Source organism: Neptunomonas sp. XY-337 (assembly GCF_004959845.1).
Taxonomy (GTDB): Bacteria; Pseudomonadota; Gammaproteobacteria; order Pseudomonadales; family Balneatricaceae; genus Neptunomonas; species Neptunomonas marina.
Genome location: NZ_SPLL01000001.1, coordinates 114,790 through 132,584, shown reverse-complemented (window position 1 = coordinate 132,584; position 17,795 = coordinate 114,790). Strand labels below are relative to the sequence as shown.

The window sequence follows — 17,795 nt, the reverse complement described above, 5'->3', positions numbered from 1 at the left end:
ATGAGTTTTGATTGGCTAAACCAACCTGCCCACAGTATTAACCATAGCGCGCAAACAGCCGCCGCTGCTCGTCAGATGCAACTGACCAAACCGCCCGGCGCACTTGGCCAACTCGAAGCGCTGGCGATCCGGTTAGCAGGGCTGCAAGGGCGGGAACGCCCAACGCTTGAGGCGATTAAAATACACCTATTTGCCGCCGACCATGGCTCTGCGGCCAGCGGTGTTTCACCCTATCCTCAAGCGGTCACTGCGCAAATGGTGAGCAACTTTGCGCACGGTGGAGCGGCAATCAGCGTGTTAGCCCGCCAGCATAATGCAGATCTGAAGATCACCTGCCTCGGCACGGTGGCGCCGCTAGAGCAAGGCCTTGATAACGTGATCGATGCGTTTATCGCGCCGCAAACAAGAAGCTTTACTGAAGCACCTGCAATGACCCGAGCCCAGCTCCAGCTCGCAATCGATGCCGGCAAAAGCGCGGTCGATGAGCAGGGCAGCACTGACCTCTTCATCGGTGGCGAAATGGGTATCGGCAATACAACCAGTGCCGCGGCGATCGTTGCGGTGCTGTTGGAACAGCCGGTCGCGATGGTGGTCGGGGCCGGGGCGGGCCTTAATGAGAGCGGCATTGATCGAAAAGCGCGGTACATTGAGAAAGCGCTGAGGCTGCACCAGCCGCAACTTACCGATCCCCTCAGCGTGCTGCAGTGTTTGGGAGGATTTGAAATCGCAGCATTGGTAGGTGCCTACGTACGCGCCGCCCAGCACGGCATTACGGTATTGGTCGATGGTTACATCTGCTCTGCGGCGGCCCTTGTGGCGATGCGCATTAACCCCTCTATATCGGATTGGCTCGTGTTATCACATCGCTCAGCGGAGCCTGGATTTAAAATAGTGGAGTCTCAATTCTGCGCGCCTGCGCTGTTTGATTTAGGCCTGCGTTTAGGCGAGGGGAGTGGTGCGGCACTTGCCATTCCGTTGCTGCGTTCGGCGTGCCAATTACATCAAGATATGGCAACCTTTGCGCAAGCAGGCGTCGCAACAAAGGAGGAGTAGATGGCGTTATATTTGATACGGCACGGCGAAACACCTGCAGGAAAAGCCTACATTGGGCGCACCGATGCGCCACTTTCAACGGTGGGTTGGGAGCAGATGACAGCCGCATTAAAAGGCTACTCACCCCAGCAGTTTGCCGCAATCTACAGCTCCCCGTTACAGCGCTGTGCTGCCTTTGCCGAGCAGTGGTCGAATAGCGGCCACCTGCTTGAACCGGCGCTGCAGGAGTATGATTTTGGTATCTTAGACGGTTTATCCGGCGCCGAAGCCTATGCGGATCACCGTGATGTCCTGCTCGCTTTTTGGGAAGACCCCGTCAACGGCACACCGCCGCAGGCGGAGCAGTTGAGACACTTTGAACAGCGAGTTACCCATGCATTGAGCAAGATCGCAAAGCACCATGGTGATGAGGATGTTTTGATCTTCACCCACGGAGGCGTTATCAAACTCGCGATTGCCCACCTGCGCCAGCAAAGTTTACATACAATGTTTGAGATTGAAGCGCCCCACGCCAGTGTCCATCGGCTCGACTGGTCTCATACATGAGAGCTGCGTTTAACAAGCACGTTGATGCGTTTTTAATCGCGGTGCAATTTTTCACCACGATCCCTATTCGGTTCAAAACCTACCCTGCAACAGCTACACAGAGCATTGCCCCGCTGTACTACCCACTGGTGGGCGTGATGATTGGCATGATGCTGTTTGCCGCCGCCAGCTACCTGCATACCCACACGCTGCTCACCAGTGCCATTGTTGTGACCTTGTGGGCAGTGATAACAGGGGGGTTGCACCTTGATGGGGTCGCCGATTCGGCCGATGGTTGGATGGCAGGCATCGGACAGCGCGAAAAGACACTCGCGGTGATGAAGGACCCGCTAGTCGGTGCCAGTGGTGTGCTGACGCTGGTACTGGTGCTGCTGTTAAAATTTGCTGCCGTTGTGCATCTTCTTGAGGCTGGCGCGCTCTTGCCGTTGTTACTCGCGCCACTCGTTGCCCGCACAGCAGCGCTGTTACTCTTGGCGACAACACCCTATGTTAGCCCAACGGGTATCGCATCCCATACCGCCAACCAGTTACCCACCCGTGTGGCGACTGCCGTCTGTGGGCTGATACTTGTGATGCTGTTTTCTATCAGCCCCAGCGTTGCCGTATTGATTGGCTTGTCATTTTGGTGGCTGCGCCGCGCCATGCTGCGCCGTTTGGGCGGCATGACAGGCGATACCGCAGGTGCACTTATTGAGATCACCGAAGTGCTGTTTCTTGTCTATTTTTCAGTTATTTAGCGCCAAGTTAACGTAGATTAGTTTTTTGCAGGTTGATATGAGCACCCTGCAATTGACACCCACCCACCATGTCGGTAGCCTCTGCGCTTTCAGGTCAATCGACTAAGGTCTATGGTCGGTTGTTAAATGGGAAGCTGGTGCGTTCCGTCGTTATCACGACAACAATCCCAGCACTGCCCCCGCAACGGTAAATGGGTTAACAAATCTCGGTATGCCACTGTGCGAATGCATGGGAAGGTGAGGTTTGGAACAGCTATGTTCACCCATGAGTCCGGATACCAGCCTGAAGAATGTAGTTTGCTGGTGTTGCGGAGGGCTTCACCGAACGACAGTGCTGATAACGATCTGGCTTTGTTGTAATGCCTCCCAACTCCGTTTCAATTTAATTGACGGAGAACGTTAATGTTGATTGCTAAAAACTTCACAGCCTCTGCTGTGTTATTGTCCTGTGCGCTCGTTGCAACCAGTGCCAGTGCCCATTTCCAGTTGCTCTACACGCCCGAGTTACTGCGCGATAAGGGCGGCAACATCACCCTGAAAATGCCATTTACCCATCCGGCGGCAAACGGCCATGTGATGGATGTGGCCGCGCCACAGGCGTTTTACAGTGTCCGCAAAGGGCGCAAACAAGATCTTTTAGAGAGCATTAAAACAACCACATGGGGCAGCGCTGAGAATACCGGCACATCTTACGAAGCGGATGTCACCTTGCGTGGTTTAGGCGATCACGTCTTTATCCTAGAGCCCGCGCCTTACCTTGAAGAGGAAGAGGGTGCGTACATTCAGCAGATTACCAAGAGCATCGTGAATGTTGGCAGCCTGCCGACCGATTGGAGCACCGATTTTCAGCTCAAAGCAGAGATCGTTCCACTGACAAAACCGTATGCGATTTATGCAGGCAGCAACTTTCGCGCCGTCGTTAAAAGCGCAGGCAAACCGGTTCCCAATGCGGAAATAGAGATCGAATACGTTAACTACCAGCCAGATCTCAACACCAACCGCTTTAGCGACCAACCCACCGTGGTGCCACCCGCGCCTGCGTTTATCACCCAAACGATCTTCGCCGACCAAAACGGCATCATCAACTTTACGCTGCCATTTGCAGGCCAGTGGGGCTTTGCCGCACTCGGTGTTGGCCCGGATACCAGCTACCAAGGCAAGCCGCTGTCCCAAGATGCGGTTATCTGGGTACAAGCTCACGAAGTGAAAACAAAATAGGGCCGCGCCATGCATATCGTAGATGGTGCGCTAAGCAACGAGATCCTAGCCATAGGAACGGTAGTCGGTGCGCTGGGCGTCGCCAAAGGTTTGCGCGATATGGACTATGAGCAGATGCCGGTGACGGCTCTGCTCGCATCGGTGTTCTTTGTGGCCTCATACATCCACTTGCCGGTCGGAGTCTCGAGCATCCACCTCATACTCAATGGCTTGATCGGTCTGGCGCTTGGCTGGGCTGCCTTTCCTGCACTGCTGGTAGCCTTGCTACTGCAAGCGGTTTTCTTTGGATTTGGTGGCTTCTTAGTGCTTGGCGTGAACCTTATCAATATTGCGATTCCAGCTGTTTTAGTGGGTTTGCTGTTGCGCCGTGCATTAGCGATGACCACCCCAAAACGCCAACTTGCCATGCTAGGTGCACTGGCAGGTGGTGGTGCCGTGACGCTAACAGCCTTCATGGTGGCGGCCACCTTAGCCCTCAATGGCGACGCGTTTCTCCCTGCCGCTAAGCTGGCCTTTCTCAGCAGCTTGCCTTTGGTGGTGATTGAAGCAGCCGTCACAGCGGCGGCTGTGGCATTAATCGGCCAAGTGAAGCCTGAACTCTTCGCTGTCGCTGCAAGGACAAGTTCATGAACCGGCTATTGCTTACAGCTTTATTGCTCATCGCATCATCGTTTGTTGGCGCACATAATGTGGTGGGCGGAGTCTACACTATTGGCGATACCATCGAGGGCGAGGCGGGTTTCTCCAATGGTGATATGGCGCCCGCAGGTATCAAGGTGATCGTTACGGATATGCAAGGCGCAAGCCTTGGCCAGACCGAAACAGATGCCGAGGGCATATTCCGCTTTAAGCCCAGCCGCTATGTTACGCACCATTTCACACTCGATCTTGGTGCCGGCCACACACTGGCACTTACGCTTGCAGCAGACGAGCTGCCCGCAGCACTAGCGCCCACCCAAGCCCCAGCAGCAACTGCGGTAACAGCTGCAGCAGCCAAACCCGCAACAACGCTCAATAGCCAGATTGAAGCGGCCGTAGCACGCCAAGTTAAACCGCTACGCCGTGAGCTGCGCGAACTGAAAGAAGCCGCTGGCCTTCGCGATATCGTCGGCGGGATTGGCTACATTTTAGGGTTATGTGGGTTAGCAGCGCTGCTACGCGAGCGCAAAATGTGTAAGGAGACCGCATGAGCGCACCGCTTGAGCATAGTGGCTTTTCATGGCGCGGGCAGGCGCTACGCCACGGCAGCAGTCGGTTAGATCGTATCGAGCCGCGAGCACGCATTCTTGCACTCGTAAGCTTCGCCTTTGTCGCGGTGCTCAGCCAAGCCTTAAGTGTGCTCGTGATGGCACTGTTGATGTCCGTATCACTTGCTGTATTCGCTCGGCTCGATATCAAGCGGGTATGGCGACGCATCTTGGCAGTTGATCTTTTTATTCTGCTCCTGCTCGTGAGCTTGCCCTTCACCACGTCGGGTGAGCCGGTTTTTGAGTGGCGCCAGTTTTCGGCCAGTGAGGAAGGGCTTATGCATGCATTACAGATTGGTCTAAAAGCCAATGCGGTATTGCTAGCAGGGCTTACCTTGCTAGGCACACTCTCTGCAAACCAGCTTGGTACCGGCTTAGCGGGCCTACGAGTACCCGAGAAGCTCGTCCACCTGATGCTCTTTTCTGTGCGCTATATGGATGTTATTGGCCGTGAACTCAAAAAGATGCGCCGAGCGATGCGTGCCCGTGGCTTTGTAGCACGCACCAACTGGCACACATGGCGCGCCACTGGCTACCTGATTGGAATGCTCTTTGTGCGCTCGTTAGACCGCGCAGAGCGAGTCCACAAAGCGATGAAGTGCCGTGGTTTTGATGGCCGTTTTTTCCTCTTGCCAACACCGCCATGGCAACCACGCGATAGCTACTTTCTCGGTGTTTGGTTGCTTGCTTTGGCTGCACTTTGCTTCGGAGGCTTACAATGAGCTGTGTGCTGCGCTGCGCCGGTATCCACTACCACTACCCAAGACGCGATGCCGTTTTAAAGGATGTAAACCTTTGCCTGCAAGCCGGTGAGCGCCTCGCCATTGAGGGCACTAACGGTGCCGGAAAAACCACCTTGCTGCATATCTTAGTGGGCTTAACCAAAGCGAAAGCGGGGTATGTTGAAGCGTTTGGTGTGCGCTGCCACGACGAATCAGCCTTTCAGGCGATGCGTTTTCAAGTGGGGCTACTGTTTCAAGACTCCGACGACCAGCTGTTTTGTCCAACTGTCCTAGAAGATGTGATGTTTGGCCCCCTTAATCAGGGCAAAAGTGTTCAAGCAGCCCAACAGTTGGCACTAGATGCACTCTCGCAGCTGGGCTTAGAGGGCTTTGATAGCCGTATCGCGTATCAACTTTCGGGCGGCGAAAAACGCCTTGTGGCGTTAGCGAGCTTACTTGCTATGCAGCCACAAGTACTTCTGTTGGATGAACCCACCAACGGCCTTGATAGCAAAACCCGCGAACGCCTGATCGAGATTATTCGCGGGCTTCCGCAGGCGATGATTATTGTCTCCCATGATAGCGATTTTGTAGCAGCGGTCGCGACCCGTTCCCAGCAACTCTGCGATGGCCGCTTAACAAGCGAGGAGGCGGTATGAACCTCTATCCCTTCACAGCTGTTGTTGGCCAAGAGCCCTTTAAACAGGCGTTGCTGCTTAATGCGGTTGATCCCAAAATTGGCGGCGTGCTGGTGAGTGGCCCACGCGGCTGTGCAAAGTCCACCTTAGCGCGAGCGATGGTAGAGTTACTGCCCAAAGGGGCGCTGGTGAATCTGCCGCTAGGCACCAGCGAAGAGATGCTCTGCGGTACACTCGATCTGCAGCAAGCGCTGAGTGATAAATCTGTTCGCTTTAAACCGGGCCTGCTAAGTAAAGCCGACGGTGGACTGCTCTATATTGATGAGGCCAATTTACTTTCAGATCGCCTCGTAGACCTGTTGCTAGATGCCGCAGCCAGTGGTGTCAATCATGTGGAGCGTGATGGCATCAGCCATCAGCACGCCTGCCGCTTTATGTTGGTTGGCACGATGAACCCCGATGAGGGCGAAGTGCGTGATCAGCTTAAGGATCGTTTCGGATTAAGCGTAGCGTTACAAAACGAGACCGATATCGACGCCCGCGTGCTTATCTCAGAGCGCCGCAGCCTATTTGAGCACAACCCGCACGCGTTGCTAGATCAGTTTGCTGAAGCGCAGCAGCAGGTGTGCGCGCAAATAAACGCCGCTCAAGCCTGCTTGCCGGATGTCACGTTAAATAAAACACTGCTGCGCGATATCGCTAAACGCTGCATTGCCGCCAATGTGGATGGTATGCGTGCCGATATTGTCTGGTCCCGAGCAGCCAAAGCACACGCCGCTCTAGCAGGGTGCATAGAGGTGCAGCTAAGTGATATTGATGCTACCGAGGCCTTAGTGCTCGCACATCGACGCAACTCACCAAAGGAGCCAACCAGCCCACCGCAAACTTCAAAGCGCCCACCGGATAGTAAGCGCCAAGATGCTGAGCTGCCTCCCAATAGCCCCCAACAGGGTGATTGGGGCGCGATGGACGAGGTCAATCATACGCAATCGGCACAGCTGCATGGCAGCAGCGCAAAACCGGCAAACGCGGGCTTGACGTTAACCACCAACCAGATCGATTGGCCAGCAACGCTTGCCAGCTCACAAACGGCACCGGTAGAGCGTGAGCAGATAGAGCGTGTCAGCAAGTTGAACTTAGTGCTACTGGATACCTCCGGCTCGACCCTCAAAGTGCAACAAGGGGCTGATGTTCTGGCCTATGCGCGGGGCTTTGTTGAGGAGCTAGCACAGAACGCCTATCTACAGCGCCAGCGCTTGACCCTGTTCGGCTTTGGTAATGATGCTGTTGAGCTGTTAGCGCAGACACGCCGTCCACCGAAAAGCTGTGCATCACTCTTTGACGGCCTCAGCGCAGGCGGCGGAACACCGCTGACAAAGGCACTAGAAGCGGCGCAGAACTACATCAAGCAACTCCAGCTCCGTGAGCCAAACATAGAAGTTGAAACCTTTGTGCTCACTGATGGCCGCTACCGTGAACACCCAAAAACACTGCCGTTTAAGGGCACAACCCACGTGATCGACCTTGAACAGGGCGAGCTACGTATTGGCAACAGCAAGCAACTGGCCGAGCAGTTGCAGGCTCACTACCTTCCGCTATTTTGAGGCACCAAACAATGACGCTTGAGAAACCCAAAAAGACCCACGAAGAGCGCATGGCGCGCAAAAAAGCGGTCATGGATGAGCGGATCGCCAACGCGAAAGAGGAGCGGGGCGTACTAATCCTGCTAAAAGGCAACGGCAAAGGAAAAAGCAGCTCCGCATTAGGTACCATGGCACGCTGCGTGGGCCATGGAAAGCCAGCAGCTGTAGTGCAGTTTATTAAAGGCCGCCGTGAAACCGGCGAGTTCAAGTTTTTCAGCAGCCACCCGTTGATCGAGTGGCATGTTATGGGCGAGGGCTTCACATGGGAAACCCAAAGCCGTGAACGGGACGAAGCCGCCGCCGCTCACGCTTGGGAAATTACCGCGCGCCTACTGCAAGATCCAAACCGCGATATCGTCGTGCTAGACGAGATGGCGTATATGTTTAAGTACCGCTATCTGCCACTGGAGCCGGTCATCGCTGCACTAAAAGCGAGGCCGCGCCACCAGCATGTCATTATCACTGGACGTGTGATGCCAGAGGCACTTGAAGAGATTGCTGACACGATCAGCGATATCAAAGATCAGCGCCATGCTTTTCGTTTAGGCGTCACATCACAAGCGGGGATCGAGTACTAATGGTCCACAGCAAACCCGCTCTCGAATGTCCGGCGCTGATGCTAGCAGCGCCTGCATCTGGGCAAGGTAAAACGACAATTACCGCTTCGATGGCGCGCTATTTTCGCCTACAGGGCCTGCGCGTGCGGGTGTTTAAAGCAGGGCCCGATTATCTGGACCCCAAAGTTCTCACGTTGGCCAGTGGCGCCCCCGTTGAACCACTAGATATGTGGATGGCGGGCGCTGAATACTGCCAAACGATGCTCTATCAAGCTTCAACCGAAGCGGACCTTATTCTTATTGAAGGGGTGATGGGGTTATTTGATGGCGAGCCCTCCTGTGCTGATCTCGCGTTACGCTTTGATATTCCCGTCGCACTGGTCATGAATGTGAAGGGGATGGCACAAACCGCGGCGGCGGTCGCCTTAGGGCTTGCCAGTTATCAGCCCAAGCTTAATGTGATTGGCATGATCGCAAATCACTGCAGCACCGCGCGCCATGCCGAGCTAATCCAAAGCGCATTACCCGATCATCTACCCATGCTAGCTTGCCTGCGTTCGGATGAGAGCATCACACTGCCAGAGCGCCATCTGGGTCTTATCCAAGTTGAAGAGCAGCAAGAGTACATTGATGCACTCATCAACAAAGGTGCTCACTGGTGGGATGACGGTTTAGCACGCGGCACAGGTTTAGACGCCTTTTTCGATGCCGTTGGAAAAACACGTTTTATACCCACCGAAACACCTCCAGCGCAGCTTTCCCAGCCGCTAAAAGGGCTAACCATTGCGGTTGCCAAAGATGCAGCATTTACTTTCATTTATGATGCTAACCTATTGTTTTTGAAAAACTATGGCGCGCAGGTTTCATGTTTTTCGCCGCTTAGCGACACTGAAATCCCAGCCGCCGACGCGATCTGGCTACCGGGCGGCTATCCCGAATTGCACAGCGATGCATTAGCGCAAAACCATGCGCTGCAAGCCTCGCTACGTCGCGCCTATGAAGCCGGTTTACCTATTCTCGCCGAGTGCGGCGGGCTGCTGTTTTGCCTTGAGGGTTTAACCGATCTAGAGGGGCAGCGCTCGCCGATGTGTGGGCTGATCAAAGGTGAAGGGGTGATGCGTGGCAAGCGCGGTTGCCAAGGTATGCAGAGCGCGATGTTACCCGAGGGCGAAGTACGCGCTCATGCTCATCATCGCTCGCGCACCGAAGGGACACCTGCACCGATTGCGCATGGTAAGCGCCAACGTCACAGTGCGCCGGGTGAGGCGATCTATCGCCAAAATGCCTTAACGGCCACCTATCTACACCTGTTTTTCCCCTCTAACCCTGAGGCGGTCTGCCGTCTTTTTCTGGGTGATTTCGCCACACCTGAGGTTTCGATCTAATGTGGCCTGAGTCCTCCGAGCAGCTAACACCACTGCGCACCGGTTTAACTACCGGAAGTTGCGCAACGGCCTGTACGGTTGCGGCGGTGCGCTATCTCTTTGAGCAAAAGCGTGTAAGCACGGTTGCGATCACGCTACCCCGAGGACAAACAGTTGAACTACCGATTCACCATGTTGAAGCGTTAGATACCGATAGCGCTATTGCGGCTACGATTAAAGATGCTGGTGATGACCCCGATGTCACCCACGGTAGCGAAGTCTTTGTGCAGCTGCGCCGTACTCGCGAAAAGGCCATCACCTTCAAAGCTGCCGCAGGCGTTGGCACTGTGACAAAAGCGGGTCTAAGCCTTGCGATTGGCGAGCCTGCCATTAACCCGGTGCCACGCCAGATGATTACCGACCACCTACAACGCTACCGTGCCTTCTATGCATACGAAGGCGGTTTTGAGGTGGCTGTGGGGGTAAAGAACGGTGCCCAGATCGCACAGAAAACCATGAATCCAAGGCTTGGCATTCTCGGTGGTCTCTCTATTTTAGGGACCACCGGTATCGTGCGCCCCTACAGCTGCGCTGCCTATATCGCTTCGATCCGTCAAGGCGTGGATGTGGCCTGTAACAACGGCCTAACACATATCGCTGCCAGCACCGGCAGCACCAGCGAAGCGATGGTGCGTGAGCATTATCAGCTGAGCGATATGGCTCTCATTGAGATGGGTGATTTCGCCGGTGCGTTTTTGAAGCACCTGCGGCGCAACACACAGCTGACACGCCTTACGCTGTGCGCGGGCTTTGGCAAGCTCACTAAGCTAGCAGCAGGGCATTTGGATCTGCACAGTCGCGCTTCATCCATAAATCTAAACCAACTTGCGCAGATCGCACGTGAGCTAGGCGGTGATGAGCAACTGGCTGAACAGATCGCAGGGTGTAACACCAGCATGGAAGCGCTGCGCTTGTGCCAAACGCAAAAGCTTCCCTTGGCAGATACGATTTGTCAGCGTGCCGGTGCCGTGATGCGCCGATTTATCCCAAAAACCATCACTATTACGGTCTGGGCTGTAGACCGCAAGGGGCTCCCTGTTGGATCCTATGCAGATACGCCAGCGCTGCTTGCGCGCTGTTATGGCATGACGGAGATCGGGGATGATGAATAAGACAAAACTGTTGCTATTAGGCGGCACAGGTGAAGCAAAACAGATGGCAACGCAGCTGCACCAGCAGGGTGTTGCTGTGATTTACAGCGAAGCTGGGCGGGTGCGTGCGCCCAAGCTGCCGTGTGAAACACGCGCAGGCGGTTTTCGCGCAGTGGGGGGCTTTCATCGCTATCTCACGGAAACGCCCATTAGCGCAGTACTCGATATGACTCACCCATACGCGATGCGCATTAGTGAGCAAGCGTGGAGCGTCTGTAAAAACGCTGATGTGACCTATTGGCGTTATCAGCGTCCGGCGTGGCAGCCCGCTGCCGAAGATGAGTGGATCACCTTTACAGACCGCGCGGAACTCCCCGATCAGCTAGCGGGTGAAATTTCCGTCTTGCTGACGATCGGGCAACTGGAGCAGTCACTGATCGATGCCCTTGCCAAAGCGTGTGATCAGGTGGTGATTCGCACAGCGGTACCGCTGGACGCTCAGCTGCCAGACAACGTCTATTGGGAACAGGCGATCGGCCCCTTTAGCGAGCAAGATGAGCACGACCTGTTTGCCAAGTATGGCGTGAGTGCTTTGGTATCTAAAAACAGTGGCGGCAACGCGACAGCCCCGAAATTAGATGTCGCCCGCAAGCTGGGTGTCAGTGTCTTTTTAGAAGCGCGCCCCGATATGAGCCACCTAAACGATATGCCACTGCTGAGCGATCTTAACCAGTGTCGCGATGCAGTGATCACCTTTTTTAACACCCCCAACGAGCCGGGCAAACGCCCGCGACGATAAACGAGAGAGTAGATGAACGCTGCGTCACCCCAAGAGTACATTGCAGATCCGAGCCATATCGAAGCGCGTAGCTTCGAGCTTATCCGCCAAGAGGCGCAGCTAGAGCACCTGTCACGTTACGAACAGCAGGTGGCCATGCGGGTGATCCATAGCCTAGGGATGCCCGAACTTGCCCAACACTTGCGCTTTAGTGGCACCGCCTGTGCCGCAGGTATGCAAGCCCTCACGGCGCAAGCGCCGATCGTTTGCGATGCCGAGATGGTCAAAGAGGGGGTGACCAAACGCATGATTAGCGAAGCGCCGCTGTGCTTTCTTAACCACCCCGAAACCCCCAAGCTTGCCGCGCAACATGGCGAGACCCGCTCGATGGCCGCGCTACGCCAATGGGAGCCGCACCTTGAAGGTGCTGTGGTACTGATCGGCAACGCACCCACGGCGCTGTTTCGCTTAATTGAGATGCTGCACGGCGGAGCAGCAAAACCTGCGCTAATTATCGGCATGCCAGTGGGTTTTGTCGGGGCCGCCGAGTCAAAACAACTGCTGTGGGAGCAACACCAAGCCCTTGGAGTACCTTGCATTACGCTACTGGGCCGTATCGGGGGGAGCGCTGTGACAGCGGCCAGTTGCAACGCTTTACTACGCTGTATTCGTGGGGAGCTTTATTAAGATGCAGATTGATGTCATCGGCTTAGGGGTTGAGCAACCCGCCCAACTCACCAACAACGCCGTTTCTGCGCTGGCGGGCAGCGATATGATTATCGGCTCGCCACGTCAGCTAGAGCTGGTATCGGGTTATGTTGGCAGTACGCCGAAAACCCTTTTTGACAGCCTTGAGCACTTTTCGGCCCAGCTAAAAAGCCAATTAGAGCAGGGCACAGAAAAGATCGCGGTACTGGCCTCAGGAGATCCTCTTTGGTTTGGTATTGGCCGCTGGTTGAGCCAATTCGCCATGCGCGAAGCCAGCATTAACCTGGTGTTTCATCCTAATATCTCCAGCTTGCAGGCGGCTTGCCATCGGCTGGGAGTCGCGATGGATGCCGTGAAGACAATCAGCGTACATGGCAGGCCGCTGAACTCACTGCGCAGCCAGCTACACCCCAATCAGCAAGTTTTATTGTTAACCGATCAGCAGAGCACGCCACTGGCGATTGCTACGTTGCTGCAAGAGATCGGCTTTAAAGATGCAAAATTAACGGTACTGGAGCGCTTGGGTTACAGCGATGAGCGGATCACACAGCACCACGTGACCCGTTTAGTAAACCACCCCGAAGTTTTTGATCCGCTGCTGGTCTGCTTGGTCGAAACCAGCGGCAACCATCATCAGCCGGTGAAGTGGCCCACGTTTCCGGGTTTTGACGACCGGCTATTCAGTACCGATAAGGGCAACGGACAGGGGATGATCACCAAACGTGAAGTGCGTTTGCAGATCTTGTCGCTGCTGAGCCCAACTGCTGGCGACTGTATTTGGGACATCGGTGCAGGATGCGGCTCCGTTTCGGTGGAGCTGGCCTATTGGTGCGCGCAGGCGAATATCATCGCGATAGAACAGCACCCTGATCGGCTATATCACCTGCGCCAAAACCTGCTGCAGTTTGGTGTAGAGCGCAACTTGCGCGTGGTGGCAGGAACAGCGTCCGATGCCTTAACGTCACCGCTAGCGGAGCTACCCGCACCTAACAAGATTTTCATTGGCGGCAGCGGCGGGGAGTTAGAAAGCCTCTTGAGTAGCTGTTGGCAGCGGCTTGCGGTCGATGGCTACCTGCTGGTGAGCGCAGTGATGGAGCCAACCCGTTACAGCGCATGGCGCTTCTGCGAGGCCAAGCAGCGCAGCGGTACGGCCTCCTTTGACACGTTGCAGGTAAATATCAGCCGAGGCGAGTCTTTAGCCGGACAACTATGCTACCGACCCGCGTTACCGGTCACCTTGCTGCGCCTCCAAAAGCTTGCTCCTGATACAAACGAGGTGTCCTATGGGTAAGCTGATCGGTGTGGGTGTCGGCCCGGGTGATCCAGAACTGCTAACGCTTAAGGCCGCACGCCTCATCGAAGCGGCGGATCTATTGGTGTACCTGTCGAATGAAGCGGGGGACTCCACTGCGCGCCATATTGCACGTATCCCGATTGCACAGCGGCCCGACAATGCCGCCGAACTCGCGTTGGTGATGCCGATGAAATTTGATCGTAGCGCCGCCAATGCCGTGTACGATGAAGCCGCACTGCAAATAACGGATGCACTCACTAATGGGCAATTAGTGGTGTTTCTTTGTGAAGGCGACCCCCTGATCTTTGGCTCATTCAGCTATCTATTGGAGCGCCTTGCAGGGCGCTTTGCGTGCGAAGTGGTGCCGGGTATTTCATCAATCAATGGCGCGTGCGCCGCAGTAGCCACCCCGCTAACACGCCAATCGGAGTCCTTCGCTGTGGTATCTGGCCGGCAGAGCCTTGAGCAGCTCACCACCGCTCTGACGCAACATGCGGCGGTGGTGATTTTGAAAGCAGGGCAAGCGCGGCCAAAAATTCTAGCCGCACTGAATGCTGCAAACCGTAGCCGAGATGCCCAGTATCTTGAGTACATTGGCCGCGAAAATGAGCGTATTGTGCGCGATGTCTCCACACTCACCGCCGAAGCAGGGCCCTATTTTTCGATGTTTCTGGTCACACAAAAACCGGAGGCTGCATGCGCATCATCGCACTAACCGCTGCAGGCAAAGCGCTGGCTGAGCGGCTGGAAAAACCCTTAGCTGCCACCTTGTGCTACAAACCGATCCCGTTTGCAGAGACCGTCCAGCGCTGGTTTCGCGCCGGTGAACCGCTTCTATTTATCTGCGCCACCGGTATCGTGATACGTACGCTTGCGCCGGTGCTCGTTAGCAAGCACGACGACCCTCCCGTCTTGGTGATGGATGAGCTTGGCCAATTTGTGATTCCGCTGCTCTCAGGGCACGAAGGCGGAGCCAACGAGCTAGCACTGCGAGTTAGCACAGTGTGTAACGCAACGCTGGTTCTCACCACCGCGAACACTTACCTGCGGCCTTATTATGTGGTGGGTATGGGGTGCGAGCGGCACTGCACATTTGCCGAAATAGACACGCTCTTCAACGCCACGTTGGCGCAAGCTGGCCTTACCTTAAAAGACGTGGCAGCGCTGAGCAGTATCGATATCAAAGCGGATGAAGTCGCACTGTGCCAACTGGCAAAGCATTACGGCATTCCGTTTTTAACCTGGCCAGCAGAACAACTTTGCCGTATGGAACCGCTACTGCAAACCCCTTCGGACTACGTGAAGAAAACGGTTGGGGTGGCCGGTGTCGCAGAGTCTTCAGCGCTGTTTAGCTGCGCCCACGCGTACCCCGGTGCAACACCTGAGTTGCTCGTACCTAAGCAGAAAAGCCAGCGTGCCACCTGCGCGATTGCGCGTATCTACGGGGCTGATGCCTCTCAATCTTCTACCTTAATGCTGGAACCCTCTGCATGAGTAAACTGTTTTTAGTCGGGACAGGCCCCGGCGCTATCGATTGGCTCACACCCCATGCTCGCAACGCCATCGGCGAGGCAACCGATATTGTCGGCTACGGGCTGTATCTCGAGATGCTAGCGTCTCTGGTGGCAGACAAACAGCACCACACATTGCCACTGGGAGCTGAGGTAGAGCGTGCCCGCGTTGCGCTCAACCTTGCCGCTAACGGTAACACCACAGCGCTCCTTTCAAGCGGCGATATTGGTATCTACGCTATGGCCACACTGGTGTTTGAGCTACTCAACGAACCCGAAGAGCCCGGTTTTAACAGCGCTTGGCTGGATGTTGAGATTGAGGTCATTCCCGGGATCTCTGCAATGCAGGCGGCATCCAGCCGCGTGGGAGCTATGCTGGGCCACGATTTCTGTACGATCTCGCTCTCGGACCTGTTAACGCCGTGGCAAACCATTGAGCAGCGCATCCACGCCGCAGGCCAAGGCGACTTTGTGGTGTCGTTTTATAATCCCGTTTCCAAAAAGCGCGATTGGCAGCTCAACCATGCCCGCGACATCCTGCTCACGTATCGGCCTGCCAGCACTCCCGTGGTGCTTGGCCGCCAGCTCACGCGTGATGACGAACACGTACGTATCATCACGCTGGGCGAGCTCGATGCTAAAGATGTCGATATGTTTACTTTGGTCAGTGTGGGGAACCGCGAAACCCGTTGTGTCACCACGCCACAACAGCAATGGGCTTACACCCCACGGGGCTATGCCGCTAAGCTGGAGGGCGCACAATGAGCGTCTACTTTATTGGCGCAGGCCCCGGAGATCCAGATTTGATGACCGTGAAAGGGCAACGCATTTTGGCGCGCTGCCAAGTGGTACTTTACGCGGGATCACTTATTCCACGCGAAGTGATTGCAGCGGTGGAACCTAGCGCTGAGCTGATCCGCGATACCGCCACCATGAACCTTGATGAGATCACCGACGTGATCACAACAGCCCATGAAAAAGGCTGGGATGTGGCTCGGTTACAAAGCGGCGACCCTTCACTCTATGGCGCGATCGGCGAGCAGATACGCCGCCTAGAGGCATTGGAGATTCCCTACGAGGTGATCCCCGGCGTCAGCGCGATGGCCGCATCGGCGGCATGGCTCGGCAAAGAACTTACGTTATCGGGTGTTTCGCAAACCATCATTATGACGCGTTATGCGGGCAAAACCCCATTTCCCGAGCGCGAGCAGCTGCCAGCACTGGCCCAAAGTGGCGCGACACTAGCGATCCACCTTGGCATCACCCGTATCCATAAGATTGTTGAGGAGTTGATCCCGCACTACGGTGCCGACTGCCCGGTGGCGGTGTGCTATCGCACCTCTTGGCCCGATCAAGACAAAGTAGTCGGTACGCTGGCAGATATCACCGCCAAAGTGCGTGCCAAAGGCTTCACACGGACCGCTCTCATATTGGTTGGTCACGTCTTAGATACCGATAACTTCGCCGACTCTTACCTCTACGACAAAGCGCAGGCGCACGTTTACCGCCCCATCCATAAAAAAGCGCCATCTGATAAATAAGGAACAGAAATGAATCTGAAGAAAGTACCCACCACGATCGTAACCGGCTTTCTTGGCAGCGGTAAAACCACGTTGCTATCCAACCTGCTACGCCAAGCACAAGGTAAGCGCATTGCCGTTATCGTGAATGAGTTTGGCGAGCTAGATATCGATTCAGAGCTGCTCCGTAGTTGCCCACTGGACTGCGAAGAAGAGAATACCGCGCCCGCACAAGAGGAGGGCATCTATGAGCTGGCCAACGGGTGTATCTGCTGCACAGTTGAGGAGGAGTTCCTGCCGGTGATGGAGCAATTGGTTGCCCGCCGTGATCAGATCGACCATATCCTTATTGAAACCAGCGGCCTCGCGCTACCTAAACCGCTGGTGCAGGCGTTTAACTGGCCCGGCATCAAAGAGCACTGCACTGTGGATTCGGTGATTACCGTATTAGATGGCCCAGCCGTTGCCGCTGGCCGCTTTGCCCACGATGAAGAGAAAGTGCAGGCACAGCGCCTTGCCGATGAGAGCCTCGACCACGACCCTTCACTGCGTGAGCTTTTAGATGATCAGCTCAGCGCCGCAGATTTGGTGATCGTAAGTAAGAATGACCTGCTCGACACGCCTGCTCGCGAGCGCGTTGAGGCGGTGGTCCAGCGTGAAGTTCCAGCCCAAGTAAAAACGCTCTATTTGAGTGCTGAAGAGGTTAAACCTGAGTTAGTCATGGGTATTGAAGCGGCAACCGAAGCGCGCATTGATAGCATCCATAACCATCATGATCACCACCACGCACATGGCGCTGAGCACGACCATGCCCACGATCACTTTGATTCCATGGTACTGCGCTGCAATGCAGTCGATGCCGATAGGCTGCACACCGTGCTGAATCAACTGCTCGCAGAAAACGCCATCTATCGTGTGAAAGGCTTTGCCGCTGTTGCGGACAAACCGATGCGCCACGTCGTGCAGGCGGTGGGAACACGTCTTGATCACTACTTTGACCGCCTCTGGCAAGCAGACGAGGCCCGCCAAACCCAACTCGTTTTTATCGGTAAACACCTTGATGAAGCGCAGTTACTGGCTGCGTTGAAAACGGCGGAAGTGGCGTAAA

At 55.4% G+C, this 17,795-nt stretch carries 20 protein-coding genes and 1 riboswitch; all 20 genes read left to right on the top strand.

Going from position 1 to position 17,795, the window contains the following annotated elements; translation table 11 throughout:
* Entirely contained in the window at window positions 1-1,053 is a 1,053-nt protein-coding gene (cobT, locus tag E4L36_RS00745; RefSeq protein ID WP_136678570.1) for a nicotinate-nucleotide--dimethylbenzimidazole phosphoribosyltransferase, read from the top strand.
* Window positions 1,054-1,599 carry a histidine phosphatase family protein gene (locus E4L36_RS00740; protein ID WP_127695898.1) on the top strand — a complete coding sequence of 182 codons (546 nt, stop codon included), beginning with the start codon at window positions 1,054-1,056 and terminating at the stop codon, window positions 1,597-1,599. It begins immediately after the preceding gene.
* Complete coding sequence (gene cobS, locus E4L36_RS00735; protein WP_136678569.1) at window positions 1,596-2,336, top strand: adenosylcobinamide-GDP ribazoletransferase; 741 nt, start codon at window positions 1,596-1,598, stop codon at window positions 2,334-2,336. Before E4L36_RS00740 ends, cobS begins: the two co-directional genes overlap by 4 nt.
* A gap of 74 nt (window positions 2,337-2,410) precedes the next feature.
* A riboswitch (cobalamin riboswitch) is annotated at window positions 2,411-2,638 on the top strand.
* Window positions 2,639-2,738: 100 nt separating this feature from the next.
* Entirely contained in the window at window positions 2,739-3,554 is an 816-nt protein-coding gene (locus tag E4L36_RS00730) for a DUF4198 domain-containing protein (protein WP_136678568.1), read from the top strand.
* Window positions 3,555-3,563: 9 nt separating this feature from the next.
* Window positions 3,564-4,184: a cobalt transporter CbiM gene (gene cbiM / locus E4L36_RS00725; RefSeq protein ID WP_136678567.1), complete on the top strand. Its 621-nt coding sequence runs from the start codon at window positions 3,564-3,566 to the stop codon at window positions 4,182-4,184.
* On the top strand, window positions 4,181-4,744 hold the full coding sequence (locus E4L36_RS00720; RefSeq protein WP_136678566.1) for a cobalt ABC transporter permease: 564 nt from the start codon (window positions 4,181-4,183) through the stop codon (window positions 4,742-4,744). The genes cbiM and E4L36_RS00720 overlap by 4 nt, the downstream gene beginning before the upstream one ends.
* Window positions 4,741-5,523: a cobalt ECF transporter T component CbiQ gene (gene cbiQ, locus E4L36_RS00715; protein WP_136678565.1), complete on the top strand. Its 783-nt coding sequence runs from the start codon at window positions 4,741-4,743 to the stop codon at window positions 5,521-5,523. Before E4L36_RS00720 ends, cbiQ begins: the two co-directional genes overlap by 4 nt.
* Window positions 5,520-6,182, top strand: a complete 663-nt coding sequence (locus E4L36_RS00710; RefSeq protein ID WP_136678564.1) for an ABC transporter ATP-binding protein — start codon at window positions 5,520-5,522, stop codon at window positions 6,180-6,182. The genes cbiQ and E4L36_RS00710 overlap by 4 nt, the downstream gene beginning before the upstream one ends.
* Window positions 6,179-7,765, top strand: a complete 1,587-nt coding sequence (locus E4L36_RS00705; RefSeq protein ID WP_136678563.1) for an ATP-binding protein — start codon at window positions 6,179-6,181, stop codon at window positions 7,763-7,765. Before E4L36_RS00710 ends, E4L36_RS00705 begins: the two co-directional genes overlap by 4 nt.
* Window positions 7,766-7,776: 11 nt before the next feature.
* Window positions 7,777-8,382 (top strand): cob(I)yrinic acid a,c-diamide adenosyltransferase, encoded by a 606-nt coding sequence (gene cobO / locus E4L36_RS00700; protein WP_136678562.1) that lies wholly within the window; start codon window positions 7,777-7,779, stop codon window positions 8,380-8,382.
* Window positions 8,382-9,746 (top strand): cobyrinate a,c-diamide synthase, encoded by a 1,365-nt coding sequence (locus E4L36_RS00695; protein WP_136678561.1) that lies wholly within the window; start codon window positions 8,382-8,384, stop codon window positions 9,744-9,746. Before cobO ends, E4L36_RS00695 begins: the two co-directional genes overlap by 1 nt.
* Window positions 9,746-10,897 carry a cobalt-precorrin-5B (C(1))-methyltransferase gene (locus E4L36_RS00690; protein WP_136678560.1) on the top strand — a complete coding sequence of 384 codons (1,152 nt, stop codon included), beginning with the start codon at window positions 9,746-9,748 and terminating at the stop codon, window positions 10,895-10,897. Before E4L36_RS00695 ends, E4L36_RS00690 begins: the two co-directional genes overlap by 1 nt.
* Complete coding sequence (locus E4L36_RS00685; protein ID WP_136678559.1) at window positions 10,887-11,675, top strand: precorrin-6A/cobalt-precorrin-6A reductase; 789 nt, start codon at window positions 10,887-10,889, stop codon at window positions 11,673-11,675. Before E4L36_RS00690 ends, E4L36_RS00685 begins: the two co-directional genes overlap by 11 nt.
* Window positions 11,676-11,687: 12 nt before the next feature.
* Window positions 11,688-12,341 (top strand): precorrin-8X methylmutase, encoded by a 654-nt coding sequence (locus E4L36_RS00680; RefSeq protein WP_136678558.1) that lies wholly within the window; start codon window positions 11,688-11,690, stop codon window positions 12,339-12,341.
* A gap of 1 nt (window position 12,342) precedes the next feature.
* On the top strand, window positions 12,343-13,653 hold the full coding sequence (gene cbiE, locus E4L36_RS00675; protein ID WP_136678557.1) for a precorrin-6y C5,15-methyltransferase (decarboxylating) subunit CbiE: 1,311 nt from the start codon (window positions 12,343-12,345) through the stop codon (window positions 13,651-13,653).
* Window positions 13,646-14,371, top strand: coding sequence for a precorrin-2 C(20)-methyltransferase (cobI, locus tag E4L36_RS00670; RefSeq protein ID WP_136678556.1), 726 nt, complete (start codon window positions 13,646-13,648; stop codon window positions 14,369-14,371). The genes cbiE and cobI overlap by 8 nt, the downstream gene beginning before the upstream one ends.
* Window positions 14,353-15,150: a cobalamin biosynthesis protein gene (locus E4L36_RS00665; RefSeq protein WP_136678555.1), complete on the top strand. Its 798-nt coding sequence runs from the start codon at window positions 14,353-14,355 to the stop codon at window positions 15,148-15,150. The genes cobI and E4L36_RS00665 overlap by 19 nt, the downstream gene beginning before the upstream one ends.
* Window positions 15,147-15,932 (top strand): precorrin-3B C(17)-methyltransferase, encoded by a 786-nt coding sequence (cobJ, locus tag E4L36_RS00660; protein ID WP_136678554.1) that lies wholly within the window; start codon window positions 15,147-15,149, stop codon window positions 15,930-15,932. Before E4L36_RS00665 ends, cobJ begins: the two co-directional genes overlap by 4 nt.
* Window positions 15,929-16,708 (top strand): precorrin-4 C(11)-methyltransferase, encoded by a 780-nt coding sequence (gene cobM / locus E4L36_RS00655; protein WP_136678553.1) that lies wholly within the window; start codon window positions 15,929-15,931, stop codon window positions 16,706-16,708. Before cobJ ends, cobM begins: the two co-directional genes overlap by 4 nt.
* Window positions 16,709-16,717: 9 nt before the next feature.
* Window positions 16,718-17,794, top strand: a complete 1,077-nt coding sequence (gene cobW / locus E4L36_RS00650) for a cobalamin biosynthesis protein CobW (RefSeq protein WP_136678552.1) — start codon at window positions 16,718-16,720, stop codon at window positions 17,792-17,794.
* The last annotated feature ends 1 nt before the right edge of the window (window position 17,795 follow it).